We start from the raw sequence: 20,968 nt of genomic DNA, 5'->3' as shown, positions 1-20,968 counted from the left end.
GAATCACACAACATGAAGACGATTAAACTTCTTTTTTCAATGCTCGCCGTAGCCGCTATCAGCACGGGAGCTTTCGCCCAGGAGAAAACAGTAACGGTAGGTGGTGCCCCCATGTACCCTTCTAAAAACATAGTTCAGAACGCCGTTAACTCAAAAGACCACACCACCCTGGTGGCCGCCGTTAAAGCTGCTGGTCTGGTTGAAACGCTGTCGAGTGCTGGTCCCTTCACGGTATTTGCGCCTACGAACAAAGCATTTGATAAACTGCCCGCCGGTACGGTTGAGACCCTGGTGAAGCCAGAGAACAAAGCCACACTGACCAGCATCCTGACTTACCACGTTGTATCGGGCAAAGTAAGCGCGATGGACTTGATGAACCAGATCAAAGCTGGTGGTGGAAAAGCCACACTGAAGACGGTAGCTGGCGGTACGCTGACGGCTACGCAGAAAGGTAAAAAGATCATGCTGACTGATGCCAAAGGTGGCATGTCAACCGTGACTATCGCCGACGTAAATCAGTCAAACGGCGTGATTCACGTAATCGATACCGTGTTGATGCCTAACTAGCCACACGGGTTACTTACCTATGACGATGTGCCCGGGCCCAACGGCCCGGGCTTTTTTTGTCGCCTACCGCTGTTTCCTGCTCCGTTTAACTTATTGCGCTTTCACGTTCACATACAGCGTGTCGGTGTTCACACCGGTGAAGATACCCAGACCGTTGACAACCGTGGTTGGCGGCGTAGCAATGTTCTGGGTCGAGGTGCTGTTCTGCTTGTACAGCGCGGCGTAATCGGGGTTAAGGTGAAAGAGGATCATCCGGTGTTTGCCATAATACTGAAAGCTCTGCCCCTGCACGTCGTCGAAATCACTTTGCGTGGGCTGATTACGAAAGCGACGATTCTGCGCTAGTGGCCGGTTCGGGTTCACATTCTGATTTATCAGCACCGGAATCGCCTCAACATTATCGACCACCACAAAATAATAATCGGCCGTTGGGTTCTGCCAGGTAAGCCGCACAGCCGCCTGTTGCTGAAGGGGACCGCCACCGCCGGGGCCGCTCCCCATACCAGGCGCTGTTCGGATTAGCTCCGTTACGTCTTGCTGGAAATTGACCGGTTTGGTCGGAATCTGTGTGGTGGCTGTCACCCGCTGCCCCAGGTACTCGAACGATAAGGCGTAAGTCTTCCCAACGCTGGGCTTCACGTCCGGATTCGACTGATACTGCCCGTCGCCAATGTATCGGAGTGGGTACGTACTGGCACCGCTACTGATGCTGATCGACAGTCCTGCGATGGGCTTACCCTGCCCGGTTGTGTCAATCGAAAACGGAATCTGTTTGGTCACGCGCACTGTCATGGGCTGACCAACGGCCAGGTACGCTTCAATAACGGGTTGATCGTCGGGAGCAATGGCCGTTGTTTTTTCGGTGCAGCCTGCCATCGTCAGCAGCAAGCCCAGGCAGGTCAACGCCAGCCAGGTACGTAGACTGGTAAAGGCAGGACGGTACATTGGTTGCTTTATAACTTGTTTCATCTAGCGAAGGCGGTAAGAAAGGGTGAGGTTGGGCGTAATGCCCAGGTACGTTACATCGGTGACTACCAGTTGGCTGTTGCTTCCATCGCTGACCGACGTAAACTTTTTGTACCAGACGTTTTTGCGGTCGTATACATTGAACACAGACAAACCGATACTCCCCTGCTTGAAGCTATAAGTTGCCGATAAGTCGAGGCGGTGGTAGTCGGGAAAGCGGTTGGCGTTCTTACCGGAGGGTGTCGTAAAGGTTTTGCTGGTTCCGTCGAGCAGTTTCACGCTGTATTCGCCCACGATCGACGTGTAGGGCTTGCCGCCGGCATAGATAAACGTAGCGGCAACATCGAATCGCTTGTAATGCAGCGTGTTGATCGACTTAAACTCGTTGCGTACATCCTGATTGGCATAGTAAGGCTGATCGCCAAAGGCGGCAATGTTGCTTTTGGCCATGGCATAGGTATAGCCAACCCACCCGGTGTAGGCACCGAACTTCTTCTGCACCAGCACATCGACGCCGCGCACCGTACCGGTTCCATTAAAAAACGTTTCGCGGGGCACCAGTCCACGCCCAACCTGCGGCGCAAACCGGAGGGTGTATTCCGTGACGCCACTCAGGTCTTTGGCGTAGGCTTCCACATCGAAGAGGTAGCCTGCCGTTTCGTAGCTTGCCCCGGCAATGTAGTGCATAGCCGAGGCGACGGGCAGCGATTCCGTTCCCGACAGCAGCCAGAACGTACGGTTTCCCTGCGAGATGTCTTCCCGCGTAACCTGCTTAATAAACTGGTAGTACTCTCCGACCGCTGCCTTCAGTCTGATTTGTTGTGAGGCCTGGTATACCGCCGCCAACCGAGGCTCGGCATACACCTTACCCGTTACGCCGTACTGTGTGAGGCGGATACCGGGGGTGAGGGTCAGCTTGTTGCTGATCAGACGAATACGATCCTGCACGTAGGCAGTGAACAGTTGCCCCCGGTCGTTTTTCCCCAGTACCGTCAGCGTATCGTTTTGTTTGTAGGCATAATCGATCGCCAGTCGTGAATACTGAAGGCCCGCCTCTACTTCCTGCGAGGCCGACGGCTGCCAGGTAAGATCGGTTTTGGCCGACTGGTCGACGAGGTTATTATCTTCCAGCGTGCCGAAGTTGGCGTTATTTCGCGTGGTTGGCCCACGCTGAATCGACACCTGGTTCGAGATATTCCGGTAGCTGTAATAATTGGAATAGCTGACCAGCGTATTCGTATACACCTTGTCGGACCACCGGCGCGACCATTTCAGGCTGCTGCCCGTGTTCCCCCAGTTCGACAGGTCGGTATTGCTCAGGCTTCCGCCAATGGCGGCGGTCGTGCTGTTTGGTCCCCGGTTAAAGGCCGGGAGGGTTATGTTTTGCGAATTATCAAGGTAATCCTGCCCGTTATAGACACTCAACGTTACCTGATCCTGATCGGTAGGGCGGTAGGTAACGCGGCCATTCAGGTCGTAGAAATACGAGGCGACTGTTTGCGTAGTGGTCAGCTGGTTCAGCCGTCCCCGGCCAGCGGGCACCTGCGGTTGCGTCGACTGCGTAGTCTGAAACTGATCGAAGAGCTTCGTATATAGCGGCCCTTTGAACGATCGCCGCCCGGCCAGCATTACCGTCACCTTAGTACCAATCGGCCCTTCGACAAACGCGTTTACGCTCAGTAAGCTGGCGTCGCCCCCCACGTTGAAGCCCTTGCGGCTGCCTTCCTTTCCGGTCATTTCGGCCACGCCCGACAGTCTACCACCATACTTGGCGCCGAAACCACCCTTTTGCAATTGGATGTCTTTTAAGGCATTGTAATTAAACGCGGAGAAGAAACCGTAGAGGTGATCAACCTGATAAACAGTAAATCCATCGAGCAGAACCAGCGTCTGGTCGGGGGTACCGCCCCGCACATACAGGCCCGCCGATGACTCATTGGCGGCACTAACGCCGGGCATCAGTTGTAGCGCCCGAAACGGATCACGCTCCCCCATGTTTGGCAGCTTGGTCAGGTTTCGGGGTGTCAGTTGCACCATGCCAATCGTTTCGGCTGCCCGCATCACCTCGGCTTTCTGCCCACTTACCTGAATTTCGTCAAGGTCGGTTCGGGTTTGTTCCAGTTCGATCACCAGCCGCCGGGCCGATTCGCCCGGTGTGAGCGCGACTATAGCATCTTTGAAACCGATATAACTGATTTCCAGCGTACAGGTATCGCTGGGTACGTTCAGGAGGGTAAAAAACCCATCGACATTGGTTTGTGCAATGAGTTTGGTATTCCTGACCCGAACATAGGCAAAGGGCAGATTTTCGGCGTTTTTGGCGTCAGTAATTCGCCCCGAAACAGTAATATTCCGTTGTTGGGGCACTCGTTTGATCCGTATTGGCGGAAGATCCTGCGCCCAGACATGGGAGGTCAGTAAGAGCAGGCACGATACAAGTAGTTGTTTAACCATAGACATAAGTAGCTGGCTGTGCAGAGTACTTTGTCTTACGGGAATTACGGCGCTCCTGTTGCAGTTTTATGCCTTTTTAATTGCGTTACGCACGACTACGCAACGTGGCGCTTCTTGAATTGCAGCGGGTTCTCGCCCGTTACCCGTCGAAAAATCTTGTTGAAATACGATAGGCTCTCGAACCCGCTGGCCTCGGCGGCCTCGGTCACGGTATGGTCGGCCAGGAGTAGTTTTTGAGCTTGATTGATCCGGTACTGGTTCAGAAACTGGGTGAATGTCAATCCGGTCATGCGTCTGATATACCGGCAAAAAGCAGCTTCGGTCAGGCTGGCTACGCTGGCCGCTTCCGGAATGTCGATCTTCCGGCTAAACTCCTCCTCGACAAACTGATACAACCGCCGCAGTCGCTGCTGCTCCCGCAGGTTATAGGCATTGGTAACCGGTTTCCCGTGGAGTGAGTCCACTTCCTGGCTGGTAGCCATCTGCTGAAAAATGCTGAGCAGCGCCATCATTCGTTGAAACGGCGGCTGGCTGGCTAAGGCTTCAAGCTGGGCACCCACGGCCCGTTTGGTCTCTCCGCTAAAGGACAACCCAGCCCGTGCCCGCTCAAAAAGGGCCGTGATCTGCGCAAACTCCGGCGCTTTCCAGAAGCCTTCGCCCAGAAACGATTCGTTTAACTGGACAACCACTTTGCGGTACTCGGTCCTGACGCCGTAATCGAAATTGAGATGCGGAATATTCGGCCCGATAAACACAAGGTCGCTGCCTTCGTAACGAGATATATGGTCACCCACATGCCGGGTTCCGCTGGCTCCATCGATATATACAATTTCGTATTCGGGATGATAATGCCAGAGAAAGACGTCCTGTAGGTGGGGGGTCAACAGAATGTGGAACGAACTGTCCGCATCGGGGTGGATTTCTTCAAAGGCGATTTTCATAAACGATATCGTACTGTATCTGGTGCTTTAGGGCTACTCAGTTTCACTTATTTACTCTTTCGCTCGTCATTGTAGCCAATATAGAGCAATATAGTGCAAAAACGAGTCAGGTACGTGCTAACGATGCTATCGCGCAGGTTCCTAGTTTTGTCTTATTCATTCATGATAAAACAAAATCAGCCATGACGCCAACCATGCAGCCAACGATGACACCGAATATGGTGCCAGACAATGCCCACACCGATATCCCGGGAAATCCATCAACTGCCACCAGCAGTACACAACCGCTGAATGACCGATCTAATGGGAAGCCCCTGCGCGTGTTGTCGGAAGCTGACTGGACGTTCTGGCGCGAGAATGGGTACGTTATCATCAAGCAGGCTGTGCCCCGCGAGCAGGCCGAACGACTGGCGCAGACCATCTGGGAATTTGAGGAGAAAGATCCCGGCGACAAAGCAACCTGGTATGCCCCGCCCCGCGCCGAGATGCGTATGAAAGAGCTGATCGGTTCCGGTATGGTCGAACTCTACAACCATCAGCATGAGTGGGATAACCGGCAAACGCAGCGCGTATACGACGCCTTTGTGGATGTGTGGGGCACCGAGAAATTATGGGTGACCATCGATCGGGCGAACCTCAACTTCCCGGTTCATCCCGATCAGCCGTTCAAAGGTTTCATTCACTGGGATTATGACCCCGAAACCCGCCCCCAGAATGTACAGGGCGTACTGGCCCTGGCCGACCAGACCGATGAGCACATGGGCGGTTTTCAGTGCCTGCCCGAGTTGTACCGGACCTACGATACCTGGAAACTGACCCAACCCGCCGACCGTGACCGGTTCAAACCCGACACCACCGGCTTCGAGTTTGTCAAGGTGAAGCTGGAAGCCGGCGATCTGCTCATTTTCAACAGCACGCTCGCTCACGGTATCCGGCCGAACCATTCGGCCGATAAAGTGCGTATTGCCCAGTACATTTCCATGATGCCCGCGCAGGAAGACAACGAAGCCCTCCGGCAGTGGCGCATCACGTCGTGGCGCGAACGGCAGGCCCCCGAAGGATACGCTTTCCCCGGTGACCCGCGCAACTGGGAAAAGACCCGCTACCAAACTGCCGAGCTATCGGAACTGGGCAGGAAACTGTTGGGGTTGGATGCGTGGGCATAATGGCTGACGCGCGCATATTGCTGACGCCTGTAGAGACCGGTCCAACCAGAATGTTGTATTTTTGCCGGATGAAACCCCGATGGCATGCCGGGTGTTAGGAATGAATATGAAAAAAGTGGCTTTTTACACGCTTGGCTGCAAGCTGAATTTCTCGGAAACCTCGACCCTCGCCCGCATGATGGAGAAAGAGGGCTACGAGCGCGTCGAATTCAACCAGCAGCCCGATATTTTCATCATCAACACCTGCTCGGTAACCGATAACGCCGACAAGAAATGCCGCAAGATTGTTCGGGAAGCCCAAAAGGTGAATCCAGATGGGTTTGTGGCTATTTTGGGTTGTTATGCACAACTGAAGCCTACCGAAATATCAGAGATTCCGGGCGTCGATGCGGTGCTGGGTGCGGCCGAAAAATTCAGGCTGGCCGAGTTGATGCCGACCTTTACGAAGGCCGCCGTTGGCCAACCGGGGCGGGTGTTGAACTCAAGTATCGAAGAGGCTATCGATTACCACGCCGCTTATTCACTGAACGACCGCACCCGAACCTTCCTGAAGGTACAGGACGGCTGTGATTACCCCTGCGCGTACTGCACCATACCGCTGGCTCGTGGCAAAAGCCGGTCTGATACGATTGAAAACGTAGTTCGGGCAGCCCATGAAATTGCGGAGCGCGGGGTTCGAGAGATCGTGTTGACCGGCGTAAACATCGGCGATTTCGGGCTTATCGCAGGGGAACGTACCCAGACGTTTCTGGAGTTGATTCAGGCGCTCGATGACGTGGCAGGCATCGACCGATTCCGTATTTCGAGCATCGAGCCAAACCTGTTGACCGACGAAATCATTGCCTTCGTCGCGCAATCGAAACGGTTCGTGCCGCACTTTCACGTGCCGCTTCAGTCAGGCTCCAATACGGTACTTGGTCTGATGCGCCGCCGGTACAAACGTGAACTGTACGCTGAACGGGTCGCGAAAATCAAGTCGCTCATGCCACACGCCTGCATCGGTGTCGATGTGATTGTGGGGCATCCCGGCGAAACAAATGACCTGTTCCGCGAGACCTACGAGTTTCTGAACGAGCTACCAATTTCGTACCTGCACGTATTCACCTACTCGGAGCGGCCCAACACCACGGCCATCATGATCAAGCCGGTGGTGCCCGGCCAGGTACGTGCCGAACGGAGCAAGATGCTGCATATCCTGTCGGATAAAAAACGGCGGGCGTTCTATGAATTGCAGATCGGGCGGTCGGCAACGGTACTGTTTGAAGATGATGTAGACCAAGCAACCGGCCGCATGCAGGGCTTTACTGAGAATTACGTACGCGTGGTGGCCAATTATGATCCACTACGCATCAACGAATTGATTCCAGTTCAACTTTCGGCTATCAATCCGGAGGGGTTAGTGGAGGTTGCCGAGCCGGAGTTCGCATTTGAGACGCACTAAGCAATACCTTTCAAGTAACTGACAACTTGCTATTTATAGAAATGTCGCTTACTTTTCTACCTGGAAAGTGAGCGACATTTTTGTTCACTGAAGCCGCCATTAAAAATTAAACTTCAGACCCACCTATGGCCCTCGCTGGTGCATTATTCGAAATCCTGATTGCCATATTACACGCTGTTTGGGTGAATGTTTTTCCTGACGGAGAGTAAAACATGTACGCAGCATTAAGCATTAAAAGCTCGCAACATTCCGCCGTCCTCTACTTCCCAAACAACGCAAACAAGCCCTTCTTAGCACGCAATCGCAACGGTGCATCAGGATGTTGCGCATTGTAAACGGCCAGTACATCGGCTTCGTGCTGACGGAAAAATTCGGGATCGAAATTGGCTTCGGCCAGATGTTCTAATACGTATTGAAGTGGACGTTTTTCGGTAATCCAGCGTGTCCAGACATCCTGCCGTTGCCGGATTCCGAATGCGTTCATGCCCGTTACGGCCCCGTCGGACGTTTGGTAGTTTATCCTGATAGCCTTCTGTGCGTCCGGGTGTTCCCAGTAAAGTGACTGAATCGTGCCATCGTCGGGCAGATTAGCAGGTACGTCGCCATAGGTCTGGTATTCGATGTCGAAGAATTTGGCCGAGTTGAAAAAGACACCGGGTTGGTAAGCTGTTTTCTTACCCAACAGCGTCTGAGCCAGCGTTTCACCCATAATGCGGCCCGTATACCAGATCTGTTCAGTGGGCTTGCGGCCCGGTGGCGGCGTTCGGTGCTGCACGCAGTCGCCAATGGCGTAGACGTCAGGTACGTTCGTCGCCAGGTACGTATCGACCAGAATACCGCGATCGGTTTCCAGCGCCGTCCCTCGAAGCCATCCGATGTTGGCCGACACCCCCACCGACACCCCCACAAACTCGCAGTCAATGCGTTTTCCGGCGCTTGTCGTTACGGCACCAACACGGCCTGTTCCGTCGTCATGAATCTCGGTTACCTCCATTTCCAGTTGCAGGTCAACATGATGTTCCTGAATGTGGCGGGTAATCATAGCCGATTCTTCTTTCGGCAATACGCTTCGCCAGAAACTAGCCTCCCGCACCAGAAACGACACTGGAATCTCACGCGAGAGCAGCATTTCGCAGAGTTCGATACCGATCAGCCCGCCACCAATCACCACCGCCCGGTTTACCGACGTACCTGACTGTTTGGCATCGGTCAATACTTCCATTTGCTCCAGATCGGGCATTCCGTAGAGACCCTGTACCCCTCGTAGCTCCGTTTGTAATACGCCGGGGCGGTTTGGTGAGGAGCCAAGGGCTAGTACCAGTATATCGTACGTCAGGTTTTTGGTCGTGCCATCCGGTTGGGTGGCGGTCAGGGCCTTTCTCTCGAAGTCAATTGTCGACACATGCGCCCGGAGCAGGTCGATTCGGTTTTTGGTCCAGAACCAATCCTCGTACGGTTTCGTGTGGGCGTAGGTCATATGGCCCATGTAGATGTACATGAGCGCCGTTCGGGAGAAATGGTGATCGGTTTCTGACGAGATAACGGTGAGCTGATCAGCGCCCCCTTTTCGGAGTTCTCGGGCGGCGGTAATTCCGGCAATGCCGTTACCAATAATGACAATGTGACGCATGGATGGCTAATTACGATATACGGACGGTTGACTAACGAAGCCATACTGTCCCGGCAAACCTTCGCCACAATATACGGGTGTTTTGCCACCGGGGTTCATCAAGCGTTATATTGCGTCTATTTCCTGACTCAATATACTATGTCTTCTTCTCCCCTACGCGTGCTGGTTGTTGGCTGTGGCAACATGGGCGCTTCCCACGCAACCGCGTACCATACCCTCGACGGTTTTCAAATCTGCGGCATCGTGTCGACTGGCCAAAGCAAATATGTACTCAACGATAAACTGGGCGGCGGCTATCCCCTTTTCGACGATTATGCCACAGCACTGACCGAGACAAAACCAGATGCGGTCTGTATCTCAACGTACCCGGATACCCACGAAGCCTTTGCTATTATGGCCCTGGAAGCAGGCTGCCACGTATTTATCGAAAAACCACTGGCCGACACGGTAGCGGGATCGGAACGGGTTGTGGCTGCGGCTCAGAAAGCAGACAAGAAAGTCGTCGTTGGCTATATTCTGCGCGTTCACCCCTCGTGGGCCCGGTTCGTTGAGGAAGCACAACAGTTGGGCAAACCGCTGGTGATGCGCATGAACCTGAACCAGCAAAGCCACGGCTACATGTGGACGGTGCACCGCAACCTGATGAAATCGCTCAGCCCAATTGTTGATTGTGGGGTGCATTACATTGATGTGATGTGCCAGATGACGCGCTCAAAGCCCGTTTGGGTATCGGCTATCGGTGCCCGGCTAACGGATGATATTCCGGCTGACAACTATAATTATGGGCAGCTTCAACTGCGTTTCGAAGACGGGTCGGTAGGCTGGTACGAAGCCGCCTGGGGACCGATGGTCAGCGAAACGGCTTTCTTTGTAAAAGACGTAATTGGCCCCAAAGGATGCGTTTCCATCGTGGCGAAAAATGCCGGTGCGGTAGGCAAATCAGACAATGTGGATTCGCATACCAAAACCGAATCGCTCCGGGTTCACCACGCTCATCTGACAGCCGACGATCAATTTGCCCAGCCCGACACCTGGATCGATATGCAGGACGAGCCTGATCATCAGGAGCTTTGCAACCGCGAACAACGCTATTTCCTGCAAGCCATCACCGACGATCTGGACCTGACCGATCACCTCGCCGACGCCGTAAACAGCCTCCGCATCGCCTTCGCCTGCGACGAAAGCGTACGCACCGGAGAGGTTGTTCGGTTGTGAGACTTCAGGTAGGATATTGGCCCGGATTTTAGTAACTTGTAGTTCAGTTTCAGCTGTAACACAGAAGGTTTACACTTGAATGGTCAGCTTCTTCAAACGGAAGCTGACCTACCTGAAGCTCAACAACGAGGTGGTAGCTCTGAACGGTGAACAGAGGTCGGTTTGGGCGGTTCGCCGGGTTGGGTGTAACTTTTTATCAGGTACGTTATCAGTAATTTGATAGGGCCGGATGGCTTTTTACGTAATGCAGCTGCCAGTTCAAACTGGTTGTGTTGCTACCTCAGGGTGCATGCTTTACACTGCAGTTAACTTACTTCTCATCAAATGCAAAGACGAACTGCCCTTCGGGGATTGGCCGCTACGCTTGGGGGTTTTATAGCACTCCCCACCTGGGCCACAAATTGGACACCCGACTCCCTTGGGTTCATTTCTGCCGTATCGGTCGACGAGGAAGCTCTGCTGGGGGAACTCGTAGAAACGTTGATCCCTGAAACCACTACCCCAGGCGCTAAATCGCTGAAGGTGCATCAGTTTGCCCTACGGATGATTAACGACTGCTATGGCGAACAAGCACAGAAAACCCTGCAACAGGGGCTTGCGCTGACGGAAACGACCGCTCAACAGACGTACGGCAAGGCTTTTGCTGAAGGCGACGCAACACAGCGCAAAGATGTGCTGGCTAAACTAACGGCGTCGGCAGACCCGGTAGGCAAATCATTTGTCAACCTGATCAAGCGGCTGACGATTCAGGGTTACACAAGCTCTGAGTATTACTTGGTGAACGTACAGAAGTTCAACATGGCACCGGGCTATTACCACGGCTGTGTACCCGTTGAAAAGTTAACCGCTGCGGGTAGCCGATAAACCGGCTGATCTGCTTTTCATTCGTCCGTTAATTCCAACAAGGCATGTCTTTTTTGAATATAGATTCGGTTAAAGAGCGTACGTTCGATGCGATCGTTATTGGCTCGGGTATTAGTGGCGGCTGGGCTGCCAAAGAACTCACCGGCAAAGGGTTACGCACCCTCGTACTGGAACGGGGCCGGGATGTAAAACACGTAACCGACTACCCCACAACCATGATGCAGCCCTGGGAATTTGCGCACCTGGGGGCACTGTCTAAAGAATACATAGACGCCAACCCCGTTGCCAGCCGCTGCTACGCGAACCGGGAAGATGCCAGCCATTTCTTCGTTAAAGACGCCGATCATCCCTACGTGCAGGAGAAGCCCTTCGACTGGATCCGGGGTTACCAGGTAGGCGGCAAATCGCTGATGTGGGCCCGGGGTACGCAGCGCTGGTCGCAGTTTGATTTCGACGGCCCCGCCCGCGACGGTTTTGCCGTTGAGTGGCCCATCAGCTACGCCGAACTGGCCCCGTGGTACAGCCATGTGGAGAAATTCGCGGGCATATCGGGCAACAAAGATGGGCTCGCCCAGCTACCCGATGGCGAGTTTTTGCCTCCCCATGAGCAGTCGTGTGTAGAGAAACACTTTGCCGACCAAATGGCAATCCGCTACAACGGAACGCGCCCCGTTATCATCGGCCGTTGCGCGCACCTGACCGCTCCGCAGCCCATTCACCTCAAGCAGGGCCGTGGCCAGTGTCAGAACCGGTCGCTTTGTCAGCGGGGTTGTCCCTACGGCGGCTACTTCAGCAGTAATTCATCGACGTTGCCCTGGGCCGCCAATACCGGCAAGTTGACCCTTCGCCCCGACTCGGTAGTACACTCAATCATCTTCGACGAGAAGAAAAATAAGGCGACGGGCGTGCGGGTGATTGATGCGCACACCAAACAGATGACCGAGTATTATGCCCGCATTGTATTTGTTAACGCCGCCACGCTGAACAGCAACCTCATTCTGCTGAACTCAACGTCGCACCGTTTTCCGAACGGGTTAGGCAACGATAATGGGCTGCTGGGCAAATACATCGCGTTCCACAATTTCCGCACAACCATTTCGGCCGAACACGACGGTTTCAAGGAGACAACAACCGACGGCATCCGCCCCAACGGCAGTTATATTCCCCGCTTCCGCAACGTATTTAAGCAGGAGACCGATTTCCTGCGGGGCTACGCGGCAGGCTTCAGCGGGTACCGCTCTACCGAAACCGACACGTCGGGCATGGGAGAAGACCTGAAAGCGAGCCTGATGAAGCCAAACTACGGTCCCTGGCGGGTTGGCTCGCACATGATGGGCGAAACCATTCCGAAAGAATCAAACTACGTGGCGCTGGATGCCGCCCTGAAAGATGCGTGGGGTGTTCCGCAGCTAAAAATTTCGGTAGCCTATGACGATAACGACGAAAAAATGATTCGTGACTTTCATGAGCAGATGACCGAAATGCTGACCGTATCGGGCTTCAAAAACATCCGGACCAACGACAAACCCGACAAAGCACCGGGCCTGGATATTCACGAAATGGGCGGCGTGCGTATGGGAAAAGACCCGAAAACGTCGCTGCTCAACAAGTGGAATCAGTTACACAACTGCAAAAACGTATTCGTGACCGATGGCGCCTGCATGACCTCAACCTCAACGCAAAACCCGTCGCTCACATTTATGGCCATCACGGCCCGGGCGGCCAACCATGCCGTGAGTGAGCTGAAAAAAGGCATGCTCTAGTCCATTTTCTACCCCGGTAGTTTGTCAGTACAGGCAACATACCGGGGTATTTTTTTATACTCAACCGGTAGCTTTAACCTGCCTTTTTCATGCGCTTCATCCTGCCCGGCATACTGCTGGCCACCCTGCCTGTCTGGCCTTGCTTTTCACAATCTGCACCGGCAACCAGGTCATCGACCGCTTCGGCCAGCCAGGTCAGGCCGCTGGCGATTAGTCTAACCCTGGTCAGCAATGATGGAAAGGCGGGCTCCCGTATGGCCCTGAAACTACAGAATACCGGTACGAATCCCTTGCCGGCCACTGGCTGGACATTGTTTTTCAACGGTGGCTCCTACACCAGTACCGATGCCAGCCTTGCCCGGGTGAAGCCTGTCAACGGCGATTTACACGCGCTCAGCCCCGGTGCCGGCTTCAAATCAATTGCCGCGGGCCAATCGGCCACCATCGAGATCACCTCCCGCCGACTGCGCAACCGAACCGATTTCCCATCAGGCTTTTACCTTGCTTTAGACAGTAATCTGGCGCAGGCTTTCCCGGTCGACGTGGCCGTTAACATGGGCAATCTGTTCGAGGCATCAGACCGAAAGCTGACCGAACGAATCTTTGCCCAAAATGCGGTTATTCAGTCTGTCTCAGACCAGCAGCTGACGAAGGTATTTCCTACCCCGGCCTCGTATCAGGAAACAGGGCAAGCATTTGTCCTCGATGGCCAAACCACAATTGTAGCCCCGGCGGAGTTCAAACCCGAAGCTGATTTTCTGGCGAATAGTCTAGTACCGATCCTTAGCAAAAAACCTGCGATTAAAACCCAGGGAACGGGCAAAACGATTACGCTGCGCAAGAATCCCGCTCTGGCTACCGAAGCCTACGAGTTACAGATCAACCAGAACGGCATTGTGCTGTCGGCGTCGGCCAGGGCTGGGGTTTTCTATGGCATTCAGTCATTGCAGACGCTTATTCCGGCGAGTGCACTAAGCGGAAAATCCGGCTCTGTTCAGGTGCCGGGCCTGGTGGTCAAGGATGCGCCCCGCTTCGGCTACCGCGCCCTGATGATGGATGTGGCCCGAAATTTTCAGCCGAAATCAGAAGTCCTTAAAGTGCTGGACTTGATGGGTCTATACAAACTGAACGTACTGCACCTGCACTTTAGCGATGACGAAGGCTGGCGGGTAGCCATGCCCTCGCTGCCTGAACTAACCACAGTAGGCGGCACACGCGCCTACGCAGCCGATCAGACCCAAAGCCTGCTTCCCTCCTACGGTTCCGGCCCCGCCGCCAGCAATCCGGCAGGCACCGGGTTCTACACAAAAGCTGACTTTATCGACATTCTGACATACGCCCGCGACCGGCATATCGAGGTGATCCCCGAAATTGAATCGCCGGGTCACGCCCGCGCCGCGCTGAGGGCGATGGATGTCCGCTACCAGGCCCTGATGAAAGCCGGCAAACAGGCAGACGCGGAACGTTATCTGCTGCGTGATCTGGCCGACAAGTCTGCCTACGAATCGGTGCAGGGCTGGCACGACAACGTGATCGACGTCGCACTTCCTTCAACCTATACCTTCCTGGAGCGGGTGATCGACGACCTGATCGGCATGTACCGCGAGGCGGGCGCCCCCTTGAAAACCATTCACATGGGTGGCGACGAAGTACCATCGGGCGTTTGGCAAAAATCGCCGGCCGTTCAGCAGTTGATGGCCAGCAACAAGGCCATCAAATCGACCGACGATTTGTGGTATTATTACTTCGGCAAAATGAATCAGGTGCTCAAAAAGCGGGGTTTATTCCTGTCGGGCTGGGAAGAAGCGGGGCTGAAAAAAGTCGTGCAGAATAAAAAAACGGTCTGGGTGCCCAACCCCACCTTTGCGGCCGAACGCTTCCGGGTGAATGTCTGGAAAAACGAACCGGGCTCTGGTGCCGAAGACCTGGCCTATCGCATGGCGAACGCAGGTTATAAGGTCATTCTGACGGGCGTTACGCACCTCTACATCGACTTGGCCTATAACGCGATGTCGGAAGAAGCCGGTCAGTATTGGGGTGGGTACGTTGATATCGACAAGCCGTTTTATTTCATTCCGTACGATTACCTACGCAACCTGAAAGACGACAATACGGGGCAGCGAATAGACCAGAGCCGGATCAGAAGCCGGGAGGCGATTACGGAAAAAGGGAAGGCCAACCTGGTGGGCATCGAGTCGCCGCTCTGGTCAGAAACCAACCGGAGCCCCGGCCAGTTCGAGTACAAGCTGTTGCCTAAATTGCTGGCCGTTGCCGAGCGGGCCTGGGCCAAAGACCCTGCCTGGGCGCTCGAAAAAGACGAGAAGAAAAGTGAGCAACTTTACAACCAGGCCTGGTCGGCATTTCTGCATACTGTAGGAAACCGCGAGCTCCCCCGGCTCGATACCTACGCGGGCGGTTTTGCGTACCGTATCCCCACGGCGGGCGCTAAAGTGGTAGACAACAAGCTGGTTGCCAACGTACAGTTTCCCGGCCTAACGATTCGCTACACCACAGATGGCACCGAGCCAACGGCCGCCAGTCCGGTTTATATAGCTCCGATTTCCTTTACGAGCCCCATCAAACTGCGGGTGTTCAACAGCGCAGGCCGCGCCGGACAAACCGTGACAATCAGGCAATAACGTACCTATTCACCCTCACCTACCCGCCATGGAAGACTATACGCTATCACCACCCCGGCCACCTGTACTCGACATAGACAACCGCTTTCTGTCGCTGGATGTATTCCGGGGCCTGACCGTTTGTTTCATGATCGTGGTGAACACGCCCGGCGCCGGCGCAACGCCGTTTGCCCCGCTGAACCATGCCGAATGGCACGGTTTCACCCCTACCGATCTGGTGTTTCCATCGTTTCTGTTTGCCGTTGGCAATGCCATGAGCTTTGCCATGAAAAAGTACAGCGCGCTGGGTACGTCGGCGGTGCTTGGCAAAGTAGCCAAACGAACGGCGCTGATCTTTCTGCTGGGTTACCTGATGTACTGGTTCCCGTTTTTCCGGCTGGGCGAATCGGGCGAGTTGCTCAGTTTCCCTATCAGTGAAACCCGAATCTGGGGCGTGTTGCAGCGTATCGGCGTTTGTTACGGGCTGGCTTCCCTTATGGTCTACTTTTTTTCGACCCGCACCGTTTTCTGGCTCAGCATCAGCCTGTTGGTGGGTTACTGGTTCATGCTTCTGGGCTGGGGCGACCCGGCCGATCCGCTAAGCTTGCTGGGTAACGCCGTGCGCCGTATCGACCGGTTTCTGATCGGTGACGCGCATCTCTACCACGGCAATGGCGGCGTGGCTTTCGATCCCGAAGGCCTGTTGAGCACCCTGCCCGCCATTGTCAACGTGATCATCGGCTACTATGCAGGTACGTTCGTACAGCGGGTGGGCAAGAACTACGAAAGTGTTGCGAAGCTGCTGTTGGCGGGAGCTCTGCTGCTGTTTGTATCCCTGTGTTGGGACATGGTGTTTTCGATCAACAAAAAGCTGTGGACCAGTTCGTTCGTTCTGCTAACCACCGGACTTGACCTGACCATACTGGCCACACTGATATACAGCATCGAGATCAGTAACTGGAATCGGGGTAACTGGACGCAGTTTTTTGTGATTCCGGGCAAAAACCCGTTATTTATTTACCTGCTCTCGGAAGTGCTGGTCATCATCGGCTACATGATTCCGGCGGGGAACGGCGAAAGTGTGATCAGTTGGATTGGCATCCACCTGTTTCAGTCTATTGCGCCCGGTCCGCTTGGCTCATTACTTTTTGCCCTTGCCTTCATGCTCCTCTGCTGGAGCGTAGGCTGGGCCCTCGACCGCCGCCGTATTTACGTTCGGGTGTAGCGTTATGATGCTTCGCCAGGTAGGCCCTTCGACCAGCGAAAGCAATCATAGAATTAACCTCAGCGCACAAAATCGATAAAGTGGGCAGTTAAGCGAAGCGAGCCGCAGAAAGGAGTACTTTCCAGACTGAAACCGAACTGACAGGACCATGTTGAAGCAGCTTTTGGAATTCAGGGAGACAGACAGGAAGTGGCACATTCCCGTTTTGGCCGGGCTCAGCGTTGGCCTGCCCATCCTGGGTGGTTACGTGATGGGCGCGTTGCCGGGTGGTAAACTAGCGTCGATGGCCGGACTGGTCATCCTGTACATTCACTCCCTCAGCATTGCCAACCGGCTCATCATCCTGATGGCCTGTTCCTTCGGCATCATGGTTTCCTTTGCCGTTGGTAGCCTGTTCAGCTTCAACCCGCTGCTAGCCCCCGTGGTGCTCGGACTGTATGCGTTTATCGTGCACCTGGCCCTGTATTACCTGAAGATGACCCGTCCGCCAGGCAATTTTTTCTTTATCATGATCGCCTCGGTAGCCATCTGCATGCCATTCAAGCCCGAAGCCATTCCGCAAAACATCGGGTTCGTAGGCATCGGCACCATGATTTCCTTTGCCCTGGGCCTGATTTACAGCCTGTTGACGCTCAAAAACCAGCCAGTTGATAATCAATCGGTGAGTATTGCCAAGAGCAAATACGTCAATTTGGTTGAGTCAGTTACCTTCGGTTCAATGGTTGGCCTGGCCCTGCTTGTTGCCAACCTGTTGAAACTTGAAAATCCTTATTGGGCACCTACCTCCTGCGCAGCGGTGATGCAGGGCATGAGCACCAAGCACATCTGGCAGCGCAGCATTCAACGTATTGTGGGTACGTTTATCGGGCTGGGCATAACCTGGCTCATCCTGCTTTTGCACCCATCGCTGCTGGTGCTCTGTCTCAGCGTCATCGGGTTACAACTGGTGGTTGAGTTCCTGGTGGTGCGCAACTACGGGGTCGCGGTCATTTTTATCACGGTCCTCACCATCTTTCTGGCCGAATCGGGCCGATCACTCACCGCCGACCCTACCTCGCTGATCATTGCCCGGTTTTTCGACATTTTGATTGGCTCGGTGATCGGTGCGTTTGGCGGATGGATGCTCTACAACGAACGACTTCAGTACAAGGCTACCCGACAAATTCGCCGGACCAAACTGCTGATGGCCAGCCGTAAATAAAACCCATCAACGGCAGACTGGCTACCTCGCCCCAACCCATCGCTTTACCCATGCCTATCTTGCTCTTCATACTTAGCGTGCTTGTTCCGCTGCTTCCCACTGACCGGTCAACCAACGGCGGAACCCGGCTGGCAGCGGGGCATTTACCCGTTGTTGTGACCGATCCAACAGGAACAGTGCATCTGACCTTCGGGCAAGACTCGACCATCTATTACGCCACCGCCACCGGAAGCCCTGTCCGTTTTTCGGAGCCTGTGGCCGTGGCTACGCTGCACGAACTGGTAGCCGGGGCCAAACGCGGACCGCAAATCGCCGCCTCTGACCGGTACGTCGTGATCTCGGTTGTAGACCGGACCGGCGACCTGTTTGCCTACACCCTGGATCGTCGCAAGGGTACCTGGTCGAAGCCGACCCGCATCAACGACGTACCCGCGGTGGCCAAAGAAGGTTTTCAGGCACTAACCAGCGCCTCGTCGAACACCTTTCATACCGCCTGGCTGGATTTGCGCGGCGATAACCAGAACAAAATCATGGGAGCCACCTCTACCGACGGGGGACGTACCTGGACCGCGAACCGGATTATTTACCAGTCGCCCGGCGGGTCGGTTTGCGAATGTTGCCGGGTATCGATAGCGGCCCGCAACAACGACGTGTTTGTTCAGTTTCGAAACTGGCTCGACGGCTCCCGCGACCTGTACCTCGCCCACTCTTCCGACGGGGGACGTACCTACCCGTCGGTACAGAAGCTTGGCAGCGGAACCTGGAAACTCAACGCCTGCCCGATGGATGGCGGTGGCCTGACCCTGAACCAGGCTGGCCAACCAACCACCGTTTGGCGGCGCGAAAAAATGCTCTACACCTGTCGGCCCGGCGAGCCCGAGAGCGAGTTGGCTACCGGCCAGAACGTGACCGTCACCAGTCATCAAACCGAAAACGCAACCGCCTGGGATGATAACGGTACAATTTGGCTCCGGCACAATACCAATGTACCTACCGCCCTGGGTACCGGAAAAATGCCCAGCCTCGCGTTGACGAGCAAAGCAGTCATCTGCGTTTGGGAAGCCAACGGCCAGGTGATGACGGAGACATTACCCGCCCAAAACTGATTCATCTCTTTTTCAGTGCAGCGCCCCTAACAGGCTACCCTCCCCAGCTATCAGCTATGAGCCAACTCCCCGCCACCCGACGATCATTTCTTAAAACCGTGACGGCTGGCATCCCTCTGGCAGTTACGTCAACGGGTGCCCCAGCAATAGCGACTTCGGCTGGTTTGGCGCCCAAAAAGCCGTTACCAGTCCGATTGAGCTGCAACCTGTATTCGTTCAACGAACCACTCGTCAACAAGACCATGACGCTTGAGGAAGTGCTGAGGTTTTGTGCCGAAACAGGCTTTGCGGCCGTTGACCCGACGGGCTATTACTTTCCTGACTACCCCGCCACTCCCGACGACAGCTACACGTACCTGATCAAACGGACCGCCTTCAGGCTGGGGCTCGACGTTAGCGGCACGGGTGTGCGCAACGACTTTACGCTGCCGGACGTTACCCGCCGGAAAGCCGAAATTGAGCTGGTTCGGCAGTGGATTGGCGTGGCCGCGAAACTGGGGGCTCCTGTCCTGCGCATCTTTGCGGGCAAGAACGTACCTGCCGGTCATACGCGCGATGAGGTGACCACCTGGGTGGCCGACGCGATTGGTGAGTGCGCCACCTATGCCGCCAAACAGGGCGTGATGCTGGTGTTGCAAAACCACGCCGACTTCATTGAAACTGCCGATCAGGTGCTTGACCTACTGAAGCGGGTAAACTCTCCCTGGCTGGCCCCCAACCTCGACGTGGGCAGTTTCAAGATCGGCGACCCGTATGCCGAGATTGCTAAACTGGCCCCGCTTGCCGCCACCTGGCAAGTAAAGGAAAACCTGTTCGTCAACGGACAGGAACAGGCAACCGACCTTGGCAAGATTGCCCAGATCGTCCGAAATTCGGGCTATCGGGGTTATTTGCCCATTGAAACGCTTGGCAAAGGCGATCCCCGGCAGAAGGTACCGGCTTTTTTTGATAAAGTGCACCAGGCGTTGAACGCTGCCTAACGTTTCTAACCAGCTTCGCTCATGACGATTTGTGTCGCGCAGAGTAGACCCGTCACGGGCAATGTCCCGGCCAACCTGGATAAGCATATCGCCCTGATAAAGCTGGGCATTGCCAACGGCGCAAGTGCCATTTTCTTCCCTGAGCTATCGCTGACGGGTTACGAACCAACGCTGGCAAGAAACCTGGCTACTCAAGCCAACGACCCCCAATTCAACGTTTTCCAGCAACTCAGCGATGCCAGCCAAATCGTCATTGGCGTAGGCATGCCAACGATCACTGAGTCGGGCATCTGCATCAGTCTGCTTCTTTTTCAGCCGCATCTGGACAGGCAAGTTTACTCGAAGCAGTATCTGCATGCCGATGAGGTACCCTATTTTGTGAGTGGCAATGACTTTCCCGGTCTGACGATTGGTGGCAAAAAAATTGCCCTGGCTATTTGTTACGAGCTTTCAGTGCCCGCCCATACGGCCAATGCCTGCTCAGGAAGTGCCGTAGTTTACATCGCGAGTGTGGCTAAAACCGCTGGTGGTCTCAGCAGCACCCTAAGCCGATTAGCGCTCATTGCCCGTACCCAGTCAATCCCCGTCCTGATGGCTAACTGTGTAGGACAGGCCGATGGAGACATCTGTGCCGGTACATCTTCGGCCTGGAACGACAGCGGCCAATTGACCGGTCAGTTAGCTAGTGATAACGAAGGACTATTGCTTCTGAATTTGGCTACGCAGGAAGTAACCGTAAAACAGTTGCCGCATTAACGCGCCGAGCTCCCACCGGCGCTGCCTTGCTCTGCACAATTCTGCCTTCATAAGCTGCGCTTGACACGCCAACGG

General features: G+C 54.8%; 16 protein-coding genes. 12 read left to right on the top strand and 4 right to left on the bottom strand.

Annotated elements, in window-relative coordinates; all coding sequences use genetic code 11:
* Positions 1-12: 12 nt before the first annotated feature.
* Positions 13-567: a fasciclin domain-containing protein gene (locus F7231_RS19705; protein WP_085413930.1), complete on the top strand. Its 555-nt coding sequence runs from the start codon at positions 13-15 to the stop codon at positions 565-567.
* A gap of 90 nt (positions 568-657) precedes the next feature.
* On the opposite strand, the gene F7231_RS19700 is transcribed toward F7231_RS19705, so the two are convergent.
* The 3 genes from F7231_RS19700 to F7231_RS19690 all read right to left on the bottom strand — a co-directional run bounded on the left by F7231_RS19700 (position 658) and on the right by F7231_RS19690 (position 4,928).
* Entirely contained in the window at positions 658-1,536 is an 879-nt protein-coding gene (locus F7231_RS19700) for a DUF4249 domain-containing protein (protein WP_229370133.1), read from the bottom strand.
* Positions 1,537-3,987 carry a TonB-dependent receptor gene (locus tag F7231_RS19695; protein WP_229370131.1) on the bottom strand — a complete coding sequence of 817 codons (2,451 nt, stop codon included), beginning with the start codon at positions 3,985-3,987 and terminating at the stop codon, positions 1,537-1,539. It lies immediately after the preceding gene.
* Positions 3,988-4,082: 95 nt separating this feature from the next.
* Positions 4,083-4,928 carry an AraC family transcriptional regulator gene (locus tag F7231_RS19690; RefSeq protein WP_166693251.1) on the bottom strand — a complete coding sequence of 282 codons (846 nt, stop codon included), beginning with the start codon at positions 4,926-4,928 and terminating at the stop codon, positions 4,083-4,085.
* A 182-nt stretch (positions 4,929-5,110) separates the two neighbouring features.
* On the opposite strand from F7231_RS19690, the gene F7231_RS19685 reads away from it, so the two are divergent.
* Positions 5,111-6,094 (top strand): phytanoyl-CoA dioxygenase family protein, encoded by a 984-nt coding sequence (locus F7231_RS19685; protein WP_166693250.1) that lies wholly within the window; start codon positions 5,111-5,113, stop codon positions 6,092-6,094.
* A 106-nt stretch (positions 6,095-6,200) separates the two neighbouring features.
* Entirely contained in the window at positions 6,201-7,535 is a 1,335-nt protein-coding gene (mtaB, locus tag F7231_RS19680; RefSeq protein ID WP_085415206.1) for a tRNA (N(6)-L-threonylcarbamoyladenosine(37)-C(2))-methylthiotransferase MtaB, read from the top strand.
* Positions 7,536-7,794: 259 nt separating this feature from the next.
* Here mtaB and F7231_RS19675 read toward each other — a convergent pair whose 3' ends face one another.
* The gene (locus F7231_RS19675; protein ID WP_166693249.1) at positions 7,795-9,165 is read right to left on the bottom strand and encodes an NAD(P)/FAD-dependent oxidoreductase; all 1,371 of its coding nucleotides are present in this window, start codon (positions 9,163-9,165) and stop codon (positions 7,795-7,797) included.
* Between the two features lie 138 nt (positions 9,166-9,303).
* On the opposite strand from F7231_RS19675, the gene F7231_RS19670 reads away from it, so the two are divergent.
* From F7231_RS19670 to F7231_RS19630, 9 genes are all read left to right on the top strand, one after another.
* Positions 9,304-10,380 carry a Gfo/Idh/MocA family protein gene (locus F7231_RS19670; RefSeq protein ID WP_166693248.1) on the top strand — a complete coding sequence of 359 codons (1,077 nt, stop codon included), beginning with the start codon at positions 9,304-9,306 and terminating at the stop codon, positions 10,378-10,380.
* A 324-nt stretch (positions 10,381-10,704) separates the two neighbouring features.
* Positions 10,705-11,244, top strand: coding sequence for a gluconate 2-dehydrogenase subunit 3 family protein (locus F7231_RS19665; RefSeq protein ID WP_166693247.1), 540 nt, complete (start codon positions 10,705-10,707; stop codon positions 11,242-11,244).
* Between the two features lie 44 nt (positions 11,245-11,288).
* On the top strand, positions 11,289-13,007 hold the full coding sequence (locus F7231_RS19660) for a GMC oxidoreductase (RefSeq protein WP_166693246.1): 1,719 nt from the start codon (positions 11,289-11,291) through the stop codon (positions 13,005-13,007).
* Positions 13,008-13,096: 89 nt separating this feature from the next.
* Positions 13,097-15,646, top strand: coding sequence for a family 20 glycosylhydrolase (locus F7231_RS19655; protein WP_166693245.1), 2,550 nt, complete (start codon positions 13,097-13,099; stop codon positions 15,644-15,646).
* 28 nt (positions 15,647-15,674) lie between these two features.
* Positions 15,675-16,850, top strand: coding sequence for an acyltransferase family protein (locus F7231_RS19650; protein WP_166693244.1), 1,176 nt, complete (start codon positions 15,675-15,677; stop codon positions 16,848-16,850).
* A 148-nt stretch (positions 16,851-16,998) separates the two neighbouring features.
* Positions 16,999-18,051 (top strand): FUSC family protein, encoded by a 1,053-nt coding sequence (locus tag F7231_RS19645; protein ID WP_166693243.1) that lies wholly within the window; start codon positions 16,999-17,001, stop codon positions 18,049-18,051.
* Between the two features lie 50 nt (positions 18,052-18,101).
* On the top strand, positions 18,102-19,157 hold the full coding sequence (locus tag F7231_RS19640; protein ID WP_229370129.1) for a sialidase family protein: 1,056 nt from the start codon (positions 18,102-18,104) through the stop codon (positions 19,155-19,157).
* Positions 19,158-19,213: 56 nt separating this feature from the next.
* Positions 19,214-20,137 (top strand): sugar phosphate isomerase/epimerase family protein, encoded by a 924-nt coding sequence (locus tag F7231_RS19635; protein WP_166693242.1) that lies wholly within the window; start codon positions 19,214-19,216, stop codon positions 20,135-20,137.
* Positions 20,138-20,158: 21 nt separating this feature from the next.
* Positions 20,159-20,893 carry a carbon-nitrogen hydrolase family protein gene (locus tag F7231_RS19630; RefSeq protein ID WP_166693241.1) on the top strand — a complete coding sequence of 245 codons (735 nt, stop codon included), beginning with the start codon at positions 20,159-20,161 and terminating at the stop codon, positions 20,891-20,893.
* Positions 20,894-20,968: the final 75 nt, after the last annotated feature.

It is taken from the genome of Fibrivirga algicola, assembly GCF_011742925.1.
Lineage (GTDB): Bacteria > Bacteroidota > Bacteroidia > Cytophagales > Spirosomataceae > Fibrella > Fibrella algicola.
This window is presented reverse-complemented; position numbering and strand designations above follow the sequence as displayed.